Genomic DNA, 12,093 nt, shown 5'->3' on the forward strand with positions numbered 1-12,093 from the left:
CCGGCTGGCTGAAGAAATAAAACCTCATAATTCGGGGGAATAGGTGAGGTGTGGTGAACGCAGCCAATGTTGCAAATAGTGAGCCACCGCCTGCTGTTGGCAATGACCGATAACCGGTAACTGTGGCAATAGAGATTTAAGCTGTGGTAGAGCATTTCCCATCACCACACCATGCCCGACGCCCGCCAGCATTTCCTTGTCATTCATCGCATCGCCAAAGGCCATGCAGTCCGCCAGCGTTAATCCCAGATGTTCGCTGAGAGCAGTCAACGCCACGCCTTTATTACATCCCTTCGGCAATACATCTAGACAATCAGTCGCCGATAAACAGATATCAACCTCGGCGCCAAAATACTCACGCAGTTGCACCTGCAATTCGACCAATTCCTCATGTGGCGCCACGAAACACACTTTACTGTTGCCGAACGCGGGTAATTCACGCGGATTACGTAACTGATAATGGAATCCGCTGAGATGGAAAGCTTGCAGCATCTCCGGTACGCCATGCTGGGTGATCCAGCCTTCATCACGAAATACATGCAGGCTGGCGCTAGTGCGCCAATGGGTGTGCAGCACTTCTTCAGCCAGTTCAGCGGGCAGGTCGGTGGCATGTAGTTGCTGCCCTTCCTTATCATGTATGCGAGTGCCATTGCCAGTGATCAGATACCCTTGTAAACCAAGCTGATCCATAATCGGTTTAGCATCTAGGTAATGGCGACCAGTGGCAAACGTGACAACCATTTCCCGATCGACCAATTGATTCAGTGTCGCTAAGGTTTCTGATCCAACGCGGTGGTCTGGCATTAGCAACGTGCCGTCCATATCAAAAGCGGCCAAGCGATACATAGAAACCCCGTGAATGTGAAGATACTGACAATCCCAGCAGTATGAAGTGGTATTTACGGAACTAATAGTGAACAATTAATGAAAACTGTTCCGGATTTTGATTATGCGCCTAGTCCACCGCCTCAGTCAGTACCAACGTTTGTATCAACAACTCGGTAGCGCTCCGGTCAATATTACCGTGAGTGAACTGGCAGCCATCTTCTATTGCAGCGAACGCCACGCACGTACGCTAGTGCAACAGTTGCAGGATCAAGGTTGGTTAAGTTGGCAATCCCAAGCCGGACGCGGTAAACGCGCCCAATTGCATTGCCTGAAAACGCCCGATGAACTGCGAGCCTCTTTATTACAGCGTCTACTACAACAAGGCGATCACCAAGGCGCGCTGGAAATGGCGCAACTCGATCCACAACATTTACAGCAATTGCTCAGTCCACACCTCGGGGGCCAATGGCAGGAAGGCAGCCCAACGTTGCGTATTCCTTATTACCGCCCACTGGAAACGCTGGACCCCTTGACGCTCACCGGCCGAGCCGAACAGCATCTGGTAACCACACTCCATGCGGGTTTGACGCGGTTTAATACTGGCAACCCAACACCGCAGCCTGATTTGGCGCACCACTGGCAAGTCAGTGAAGATGGTCTGCGTTGGCAGTTTTTCTTACGCAGCCAGTTACGTTGGCATAACGGCGATCCTCTCACCGGACTGCAACTGCTACAAACGCTACATAAATTACAACAACATCCACGCAGCCAGCCCAGCCTGAGTAATGTGGCCACCATCACCCTGCCTCACGCACTGTGCGTACAGTTTGATTTGTTGGTAGCAGATTATTGGTTGGCGCACCGTTTGGCAGGATTATCTTGCCTAATCACCCATCCAGAAATCCCACTGATCGGTGCCGGTCCGTTCAAACTAGCATTAGTAGAATCTCATCTGGTGCGCTTGGAACAACATTCGTTTTACCACCTGCAGCATCCGTATTTGGAAAGCATCGAATATTGGATCACACCCGATCGACTGTTTAGCGGCGATGATGTCAGTTGCCAACATCCGGTTCGGATAACCATCGGTCAGCAAGAAGAATTGTCATTAGCGCGACCCGTGCAGCGCAATATGAGTCTGGGCTGGTGCTATTTAGCCATCAACCTGAAACGCGGCGTGCTTAGTGAAGCACAGGGGCAGAAATTACTGATGCTGATCCAGCAATCCGGTTTGCTACCCAATTTGCCGATCCCCAATACCGTGATCACCCCAAGCCACGAGATGCTGCCCGGTTGGACAATCCCACTTCAACAGGTCGACGAGAATATTGCTTTACCGACCAAACTAACGTTGCTGTATCACCCACCGGTAGAGTTAAACACCGTGACTGAGGCCTTGCAAAAACTGTTGGCGCAGCACCATTGCGAATTGGACATCCGCTATGATTCCGGTAAGCGCTGGCAAAATGCAGAACAGGTGGAACAGGCGGATTTGTTATTGGGCGATAACCTGATTGGCGAAGCACCGGAAGCCACGTTGGAAAGTTGGTTACGGCAAGATGCTCTGTGGCGAGGGATCTTGTCAGATGACCGTTGGCAGGAACAACAAGAACAGCTATTGCAGATCCAACAGCAACCGGAACAGCAGTCACGTTATCAGCAATTACACGCCTATTATCAACAACTCATGACGGCGGCGATCATCACCCCGCTGTTCCACTATCAATATCAGGTCGATGCACCACCGCATATTCATGGTGTCATGTTAACCGCTCACGGCTGGTTTGATTTCTGCCAAGCATGGTTGCCACCGCCTGTGGGCAAGTGAAGCTGCCTCGCTGCGCGCTCTTCTGCTACCATACCGCCTGCAAGATATTTTCATCCGCCGCCCGAATGTGCATCGGGTTTGGCTCACACCATAAGGTTAATTCTATGAAACGCGCAGTCGTCGTTTTTAGCGGTGGACAAGACTCCACGACCTGCTTAATTCAGGCATTGCAACAGTATGACGAAGTTCACTGCATCACGTTCGATTACGGTCAGCGCCATCGCGCCGAGATCGAGGTGGCGCAAGAATTGGCGATCGCTTTAGGTGCTAAGGCTCACAAAGTATTGGACGTCGGTTTGCTCAACGAATTGGCCGTTAGCAGCCTGACTCGTGACAACATCCCCGTGCCCGTCTATGACAGTACGCAAAAAGATGCACTGCCGAGTACCTTTGTTCCGGGGAGGAATATTCTGTTCCTGACACTTGCCGCAATCTACGCCTATCAAGTGGAGGCTGAAGCGGTGATTACCGGCGTCTGTGAGACCGATTTCTCCGGTTACCCGGATTGCCGCGATGAGTTTGTCAAAGCGCTGAATAACGCGGTGGTGTTAGGCATTGCACGCGATATTCGCTTCGAGACGCCATTGATGTGGCTGAATAAGGCCGAAACCTGGGCGTTAGCGGATTATTATCAGCAACTAGACCGTATACGTCAGGAGACATTGACCTGTTACAATGGCATCAAGGGTGACGGTTGTGGCGAATGTGCCGCCTGCCATTTACGGGCTAACGGTTTGGAACAATATCAGATCAATAAAGCTATGGTGATGGCAAGCCTGAAGCAGAAAACGGGGCTGGTCTGAAAGGCACTAGTTAAAAAACCATAACTTAAAAGATAATGGGCGGTGAAAGCGCCCATTAGCACGAAAATTTATTGATCGTTTGGAATTAACGACTCCAACTGCCGACGCAATTCCCCTTCCAGAGGTAACGCCTTCTGCGTTTTCAGATCCACGCAAACAAATGTCAGTGCGGCATCAGCCACAGCAGAGCCATCAGACACCAGCGAGACAAGCTGTTCCATGACGCCGCTTTTACCATTCAGTTGCTTCATCCGGCTACCAATACGCAGCGTATCGCCCATCACCGCGGGTTTACGGTAATTGATGTTGATATTCACTACGATAAAAGCGATGTGGTTTTGGGTCATCCATTCGAAAGCTTCTTTGCCTTCCAGCAGATCCCACCGCGCCTCCTCCAGAAACTCCAGATAGCGGGCATTATTAACGTGTTGATAAACATCAAGATGATAACCACGAACTTTAATTTCAGTATGCATAATGAAACAACCGCTCCGACCTGATGGTGACAAAACCTAGGCTACCTGCCCGACTGGTACGACCTGTAAAATGTAGCAGAGGAACACGGCTGGCATGGCACTTTGCCACGCAGCCGTGAACAGGATCACATTTTCAGCCGAGCTCGGTTCCTTTCCACCAAGGCTGGCCCAATCCCTGGCACCTCCTGCAGTTGCTCAATGGCCGTAAACGGCCCATTTTGTTCGCGGTAACGCACAATGGCCTCTGCCTTTTTCAGCCCCACACCATTCAGCACATGGGCGAGTTGTTCAGCGTCTGCCTGATTGATGCTGACCGTCGTTTCGCCTTCGGAGGGCGCCACGCCGGCAACTTCAGCTTTTGCTTTCACTGCTGACGTCGGCAGTTCCTGCTGTGGTACCTCTTTCACTTTCTCTGCAGCCATCACCGATGTTCCTAATAGGCAAAACATCGCCGCAGCCAATAACGTCTGGCAGATAGATTTTCCACAGTTATTTATTCTTAGTTCATTGATTTTCATGCTGTATCCTCCTTGTGTTTGACAGCGAGGATACCTTGCCGCAGCGGCAATAATTCAGCAATCGGCAGATTTCAAATATGGAAAAGGCCGCGAAAGCGGCCTTTGAAAATTACATTGCGTTGCAAATAAATGCGGCGATGATTACGGTTGCTGCTGCTCCGCGGCACCCATTTTAATCTTGGCATCTTTACGCAGGTTACTCAGCAACGAGTCGAAAGTGATACCCGTTAAGCCTTCTTGCATTTTGCCGACGAAGGTTTTCATCTCATCAGCTGGCAAGGTACCCGGCTTCACTGCGTCCAAAGCGATCAACACCACGTTGTCCTGACGGTCCACCGACATACCGTAAACCGGTTTGCCCTCTTGTGGATGCGGCAAGGAGAACACGGTTTCTACCAATTGGCTGTCTTCCGGTGCACGAGCCATCTTCTGCACCGCTGCAAAGCTCAGACCCGCCGCTTTCAGCGCTTCATCGCCTTTGCCTTGCTTCAGCTCAACCAGCAGTTTCTCACCCTGCAATTTCGCTTCTTGCGCGGCCTTATTGCGTTTTACCACTTCGGCAACCTGATCTTTCACTTTGTCGAATGGCTCAATACCTTCTGGTTTATGCCCGCTAACGCGGATAACAAACGCACGGTCACCATCAACGGTAATGACGTCAGAGTTACTGCCTGGCGCGCCATTTTCACCGATCAATGAACCATCAAAGATGGATTGGATCACTGGCTTGAAGTTCAGCGCCGCAGGGATATTGTCACGAGTAAACCAATCGGTTTCTGCCGCTTTCACGCCCGCCGCTTCTTCCGCAGAAGCCAGAGATTCATTGTCACTGGTCGCCGCTTCGCTCACCTTCTGCTGTAAGGCATAGTAAGCATCAACCGCTTTCTCTTGCTTCACTTTGCTAGCAATGCTGTCACGCACTTCGCTCAATGGCTTCACTTTCTCCGGCTGAATATCATTCAGACGAATAATCAGATAACCCACAGAAGACTTCACTACAGCAGAAATCTGACCTTTGGTGGTCAGCTTAGCGTCTTTCACTTCGTCTGGCGTGGTTTCTGGCTCTAACCAACCCAGTTCGCCACCGTTGCGCTTGGAAATGATGTCAGTGGATTTTTCTTTCGCCACAGTGGCAAAGTCAGCGCCTTTGTTCAGCTCATCCAACGCCGCTTTGGCATCAGCTTCAGTTTTCAGCTGAATCACGCTGTAGTTTTTGCGCTCTGGTTGACCGTAGCTGCTTTTGTGCTGGTCGTAATAAGCACTGATTTCCGTATCAGTTACCGTCGCCTTGTCTTGCATGGCTGCGGCATCCATTGGGATGTAGCTGACCTTGACCTGCTCTGGCGCGATAAAGCTATTTTTGTTCTGGTCGTAATAAGCCTTCAGCTCGGCATCCGTTACGCTCTGCTTCGCTTGCAGCGCTTTCAGATCGATAGTCGCCAAACGTACATCGCGCTCCTGCAGCACCAGCGCAGACATCTCCTGAGACTCAGATGGCAATACAAAACCGGAGGTGCCGAAGCCTTCGATCACCTGCTGGTTGATCAACTGCTGACGCATGGATTGCGCGTAGTTGTCCGGGCTGTAGCCCATGCGGGTGATCAGATCAAGATACTTGGCGTTATCGAACTGGCCATCGGTCTGGAAATAAGGCGCTTTGCGAATAGCCTCTTTCACCTGATCGTCACTGACGCTCAGGCCTAATTTTTTAGCGTATTGATCCAGCAAAGTATTGTCGATCAACTGAGACAGCACCTGTTGGCGCATCTGCTTCATGTAGCCTTCGTTACCCGCCAATGCAGAGAATTGGTCGCCCAACTGTTGCTGCATACGGTTACGTTCGCCTTGGAAAGCTTGCTCCAGTTGGGCACGTTCGATCACCTGGCCATTAACTTTCGCTGCATAATCGCCAGAACCACCAATCAGGTAGTTACCCACCCCAGTCAGAACGAATGATAGGATGATCAGGGCCAGGATGATTTTGAGCACGACGTGGTTAGCAGCCGCGCGTAAATTGTCCATCATAGTGTGACAACACTCCGCTGTGATGTATTCCCTTCATACTTCAAGTTACAGGTGCGTTGGCTTTCCTCACTCACCATGGTCACGTACTGAAGGTACGCTCCCAAGGATTCGTTGCGTTGCCGCCTTCCTGTAACTCGAATTATTTTGGGGATAGATTAGAACCCTTGCGCAGGCGCGTTCCCTGCAACAAAAATAAAAAAAAGCGCATCAATCCGATGCGCCTTGTAGTTTACCCTACCAGCTCAATTGCGTCAGGTGATTCCTTAACGCAAAACTGGCAGACGCAGTAATCAGTTTACAGCATCTTTCAGGGCTTTACCTGCACGGAAGGCCGGAACTTTGGCTGCCGCAATTTTGATTTCTTTACCCGTTTGTGGGTTACGACCAGTACGTGCTGCACGCTCACGTACGACAAAGGAACCGAAACCAACCAGAGCGACGTCATCCCCTGCTTGCAGAGATTCAGTTACGGATGCAATGATTGCATCTAAAGCACGTCCAGCAGCCGCTTTAGAAATATCAGCACCAGCGGCAATCTTTTCGATCAATTGTGACTTATTCACTTATCATCCCCTCTAGAATTTTTTCGTCGTAACCGGAAAATCCCTACGGCCACGACAGCGCAGCAGTTATATCAATCTCGTCGAGCCTTGGCAAGCCACCAACAAAGCGGCAACACTTGAGCCTGACAGCGATCTAACTTAGCGGGACAAAAAAAGACTGGCAAGTCCGAAATGGCTTGCCAGCATAAGATTTATCAATGGATTTTGCTATCCGTCACTATTTTACCGCTACCGGCTGTGCACCGAAGGCGGGATTCTGCAACGCAATGTTCAAAACTTCATCAATTTTCTGCACCGGATGGATTTCCAGATCAGCAATCACATTGTCCGGGATCTCTTCCAGATCGCGCTTATTCTCATAAGGGATCAGGACGGTTTTGATCCCGCCACGGTGTGCCGCCAACAGTTTTTCTTTTAAACCCCCGATCGGCAATACTTGTCCACGTAGCGTGATTTCGCCAGTCATCGCCACATCAGCGCGTACTGGGTTACCGGTCAGGCAAGAAACCAGTGCGGTACACATGGCGATACCAGCGCTTGGACCATCCTTCGGCGTCGCACCTTCCGGTACGTGCACGTGGATATCGCGTTTTTCATAGAAATCCGCGTTGATACCCAGTTTTTCCGCACGCGCACGAACCACGGTCAACGCAGCTTGGATAGACTCTTGCATCACTTCACCCAATGAACCGGTGTAAGTCAGTTTACCTTTACCCGGTACGCAGGCGGTTTCAATGGTCAGCAGATCGCCACCCACTTCCGTCCACGCTAGACCAGTGACCTGACCCACACGGTTTTCGGTATCCGCACGGCCATAATCGACCTTCTGCACGCCCAGATAATCTTTCAGGTTGTCGCCGTTGATCTCAATATGCTTGATCTTCTTATCCATCAGCAGTGTTTTCACCGCTTTACGGCACAGTTTGGAGATTTCACGCTCCAGACCACGCACCCCAGCTTCACGGGTGTAATAACGAATAATGCCGATGATAGCGCTGTCGTCGACTGTCAATTCGCCTGTTTTCAGCGCGTTACGCTCCAGCTGTTTTGACAGCAGATGTTGTTTAGCGATGTTCAACTTCTCGTCTTCGGTATAACCGGACAGACGAATCACTTCCATACGATCCAGCAATGGAGCCGGGATATTCATCGAGTTAGAGGTCGCGACAAACATCACGTCGGACAGATCGTAATCCACTTCCAGATAGTGATCGTTAAACGCCACGTTCTGCTCTGGATCTAACACCTCCAGCAAAGCAGAAGCCGGATCGCCACGCATGTCGGAAGACATCTTGTCTATCTCATCCAGCAGGAACAGCGGATTTTTCACCCCAACTTTCGCCATTTTCTGGATCAGTTTACCCGGCATAGAACCGATATAGGTACGGCGGTGACCACGGATTTCCGCTTCGTCACGCACGCCACCCAACGCCATACGCACATACTGACGACCAGTCGCTTTGGCGATCGATTGCCCAAGCGAGGTTTTACCCACGCCTGGAGGCCCAACTAAACACAGGATCGGCCCTTTGATTTTGCTGACACGGCTTTGTACTGCGAGATACTCAAGGATGCGGTCTTTCACCCGTTCCAAACCATAGTGGTCGGTATCCAGGACTTCCTGCGCTTTGTTCAGATCTTTTTTCACTTTACTGCGCGCATTCCACGGCACCTGCAACATCCAATCGATGTAACCACGCACCACGGTCGCTTCCGCAGACATCGGGGACATCATTTTCAATTTTTGCAGTTCAGCTTCGGTTTTTTCACGCGCATCTTTCGGCATTTTGGCCGCATCAATTTTGCGTTTCAGCGCTTCATGTTCGTCTGGCGTATCGTCCATTTCGCCCAACTCTTTCTGAATGGCCTTCATCTGCTCATTCAGGTAATACTCGCGCTGGCTTTTTTCCATCTGTTTTTTGACGCGGTTACGGATACGTTTCTCAACCTGTAACAGATCAATTTCCGATTCCATCATCGCCATCAGATATTCGAGACGCTCGGTAATATCGAACATCTCCAATACCGATTGTTTATCGTTCAACTTCAGTGGCATATGCGCGGCGATGGTATCCGCCAAGCGTGCCGCATCGTCGATGCTGTTCAGTGAAGTCAGCACCTCCGGTGGAATTTTTTTGTTCAGTTTGATGTAGCCTTCAAACTGATTAATTGCGGTGCGCACCAGCACTTCTTGCTCACGCTCGTCAATCTCTGGGGAGTCCAGATATTCAGCATGGGCAGAGAAATGGTCACCATTATCGGACAATGCAGTAATGCGCGCACGTTGCAGGCCTTCTACCAGCACTTTTACCGTGCCGTCTGGCAATTTCAGCATTTGCAAGATCGACGCGACGGTACCGACAGAAAATAGGTCGTTAACACCCGGCTCATCCGTTGAAGCTTCTTTCTGTGCCACCAGCATGATCTTCTTATCATGATCCATTGCGGCTTCGAGGCACCGAATCGATTTTTCCCGACCAACAAACAGTGGGATCACCATGTGCGGATAAACCACCACATCGCGCAACGGCAGAACGGGGATTTCAATGCGTTCGGAACGCTCAGGGTTCATAGAGCTCTCTCTTAGTTTAATTTCCGCCAAACTGGGGGAATCTTATGAGACGCAAGCGCAGCCAACAAAGATGCAGCTTCAAGTATGACGAGTATAGCGTTTCACAAAATCGCGTTACCAGAGTATATGGGGATGAATCACAGACATTCAACGGTAACAATGCACGAAAAAAAGATGGGGGACAAAATCCCCCATCTTTCGGTTAACTTTCTGGTTTGACTGGCTAATTATTCGCCGGATGCCTGAGCTTCCGGTTTGCCATAGATCAGCAGCGGTTTGGATTCACCCACAATCACTGATTCATCAATCACCACTTTATCGACATCTTCCATAGAAGGCAGATCGTACATGGTATCCAGCAGCGCACCTTCAACGATAGAACGCAGGCCACGTGCCCCAGTTTTACGGGTCATGGCTTTTTTGGCAATCGCGTTCAACGCTTCGTCACGGAATTCCAGCTCCACGCCTTCCAGATTGAACAACGCCTGGTATTGCTTAGTCAGGGCATTTTTCGGTTCTTTCAGGATTTGGATCAGCGCGTCTTCGCTCAATTCACCCAAGGTGGCAACCACAGGTAGACGACCGATAAATTCAGGAATCAAACCGAATTTGATCAGATCTTCCGGCTCGGCTTGCAGCAGCAATTCACCTTCGGTGGCTTTTTCTGCTTCACCTTTTACCGTCGCGCCAAAGCCAATACCGGAACCGGTGTTCACTCGTTGGCCAATCACTTTATCTAGGCCAGCAAATGCGCCGCCACAGATAAACAGGATCTTAGAGGTATCAACCTGTAAGAACTCTTGTTGTGGATGCTTACGTCCGCCCTGCGGTGGTACCGCAGCAATGGTGCCTTCGATCAGTTTCAACAACGCTTGCTGCACACCTTCACCCGAAACGTCACGGGTAATGGACGGGTTATCAGACTTACGGGAAATCTTATCGATTTCATCGATGTAGACGATACCGCGCTGTGCTTTTTGCACGTCGTAGTCACATTTCTGCAACAGCTTCTGGATAATATTCTCTACGTCCTCACCCACATAACCAGCTTCGGTCAGCGTGGTGGCATCGGCCATAGTGAAAGGCACATCCAGGAAACGAGCCAGCGTTTCAGCCAACAGTGTTTTACCGCTACCGGTCGGGCCGATCAGCAGAATGTTGCTCTTGCCTAACTCGATACCATTGCTGCTATCGCCGTTACGCAGGCGTTTGTAGTGGTTGTATACCGCAACCGCCAACACTTTTTTCGCCTGTTCCTGCCCGATGACGTAATCATCCAGGTGGTGACGAATTTCATGTGGCGTTGGCAGCGCACTGCGCTCACGATGCGGAGCAACCTCTTTAATCTCTTCGCGAATAATGTCGTTACACAGATCAACACATTCATCGCAGATATACACTGACGGACCGGCAATCAGCTTACGCACTTCATGCTGGCTTTTGCCGCAGAAAGAGCAGTACAGCAGCTTTCCTGAACCGTCTTTGCGCTTATCTGTCATCAGTAAACCTCTTCTTAGTCTTTGTCCCGCAGGAAAATCACGGCGGCTGTGCGCCAGATTACTACTCGGTACACCGATCAATTAGCTCAGAGCAGGTTGCCCCACTCTGATTACTATAGCCTATCGGCTTCACTTATATTATGGCGACAGCCAGTTGTGTTTAGCTGCGGTGAGTCAGGATACTGTCAACCAGACCGTATTCTACCGCTTGTTCTGCGGTCATGAAGCGGTCACGTTCGGTATCACTCTCGATCTGCTCCAGCGACTGACCAGAATGGTGCGCCAACAGTTCGTTCATGCGTGCTTTCACTTTCAGGATTTCACGCGCGTGGATTTCGATATCCGTCGCCTGCCCTTGATAACCGCCCAGCGGCTGGTGAATCATCACACGAGAGTTCGGCAGGCAGAAACGCTTACCTTTGGTCCCTGCGGTCAGCAGGAACGAGCCCATCGAACAAGCCTGCCCCATACAGATGGTGCTGACATCCGGTTTGATGAACTGCATGGTGTCATAGATTGACATACCAGCAGTGATCACGCCACCTGGGGAGTTGATGTAAAGGAAAATGTCTTTCTCCGGGCTTTCCGCCTCAAGGAACAACATTTGTGCGACGATCAGGTTAGCCATATGGTCTTCGACCTGACCGGTCAGGAAAATAATGCGCTCTTTCAGCAAGCGGGAATAGATATCGTAAGAACGTTCCCCGCGTGATGTCTGCTCTACTACCATTGGCACCAGAGCCATGTTAGGTGCAAATTGATCTCGTTCGCCACTGTATGACATTACCGTCTCCTAATAGAAATTGCCTTGGCGTCATGGTTACCGATTCTACTTGAGAACGCCCACTATGACCACGTTCAAGCACCCGACGGTCGTTTATCAATACCAGTCTTAATTATCCATTTGGGGATCAATGGTTGAATTTCAAGCCCGGCTAGCTAATTACGCTTAACATAATGCCACCATCGCCCAAGCGGCAA

At 50.5% G+C, this 12,093-nt stretch carries 10 protein-coding genes; 2 read left to right on the top strand and 8 right to left on the bottom strand.

Annotation, left to right across the window (positions count from 1 at the left end; genetic code table 11):
- Positions 1-24: 24 nt before the first annotated feature.
- Positions 25-846, bottom strand: coding sequence for an HMP-PP phosphatase (gene cof / locus AC3ISQ_RS16810; protein ID WP_489348331.1), 822 nt, complete (start codon positions 844-846; stop codon positions 25-27).
- Between the two features lie 103 nt (positions 847-949).
- On the opposite strand from cof, the gene AC3ISQ_RS16815 reads away from it, so the two are divergent.
- Positions 950-2,656, top strand: a complete 1,707-nt coding sequence (locus AC3ISQ_RS16815) for an SgrR family transcriptional regulator (protein ID WP_489348333.1) — start codon at positions 950-952, stop codon at positions 2,654-2,656.
- 104 nt (positions 2,657-2,760) lie between these two features.
- The gene (queC, locus tag AC3ISQ_RS16820) at positions 2,761-3,459 is read left to right on the top strand and encodes a 7-cyano-7-deazaguanine synthase QueC (RefSeq protein WP_489348335.1); all 699 of its coding nucleotides are present in this window, start codon (positions 2,761-2,763) and stop codon (positions 3,457-3,459) included.
- A gap of 68 nt (positions 3,460-3,527) precedes the next feature.
- Here queC and AC3ISQ_RS16825 read toward each other — a convergent pair whose 3' ends face one another.
- The 7 genes from AC3ISQ_RS16825 to clpP all read right to left on the bottom strand — a co-directional run bounded on the left by AC3ISQ_RS16825 (position 3,528) and on the right by clpP (position 11,896).
- Positions 3,528-3,935 (bottom strand): YbgC/FadM family acyl-CoA thioesterase, encoded by a 408-nt coding sequence (locus tag AC3ISQ_RS16825; protein WP_489348337.1) that lies wholly within the window; start codon positions 3,933-3,935, stop codon positions 3,528-3,530.
- Between the two features lie 125 nt (positions 3,936-4,060).
- Positions 4,061-4,453 carry a ComEA family DNA-binding protein gene (locus AC3ISQ_RS16830; RefSeq protein ID WP_489348338.1) on the bottom strand — a complete coding sequence of 131 codons (393 nt, stop codon included), beginning with the start codon at positions 4,451-4,453 and terminating at the stop codon, positions 4,061-4,063.
- A 141-nt stretch (positions 4,454-4,594) separates the two neighbouring features.
- Positions 4,595-6,478: a peptidylprolyl isomerase gene (ppiD, locus tag AC3ISQ_RS16835; protein WP_489348339.1), complete on the bottom strand. Its 1,884-nt coding sequence runs from the start codon at positions 6,476-6,478 to the stop codon at positions 4,595-4,597.
- Between the two features lie 290 nt (positions 6,479-6,768).
- Complete coding sequence (gene hupB, locus AC3ISQ_RS16840) at positions 6,769-7,041, bottom strand: nucleoid-associated protein HU-beta (RefSeq protein ID WP_489348341.1); 273 nt, start codon at positions 7,039-7,041, stop codon at positions 6,769-6,771.
- Positions 7,042-7,258: 217 nt separating this feature from the next.
- Complete coding sequence (gene lon / locus AC3ISQ_RS16845) at positions 7,259-9,613, bottom strand: endopeptidase La (RefSeq protein ID WP_489348343.1); 2,355 nt, start codon at positions 9,611-9,613, stop codon at positions 7,259-7,261.
- 227 nt (positions 9,614-9,840) lie between these two features.
- A complete protein-coding gene (gene clpX / locus AC3ISQ_RS16850) occupies positions 9,841-11,112 on the bottom strand; it encodes an ATP-dependent protease ATP-binding subunit ClpX (RefSeq protein ID WP_489348344.1) in 1,272 nt (423 codons plus the stop codon).
- A gap of 160 nt (positions 11,113-11,272) precedes the next feature.
- The gene (clpP, locus tag AC3ISQ_RS16855) at positions 11,273-11,896 is read right to left on the bottom strand and encodes an ATP-dependent Clp endopeptidase proteolytic subunit ClpP (protein WP_489348346.1); all 624 of its coding nucleotides are present in this window, start codon (positions 11,894-11,896) and stop codon (positions 11,273-11,275) included.
- Positions 11,897-12,093: the final 197 nt, after the last annotated feature.

The organism is Serratia sp. KH_031 (assembly GCF_057839655.1).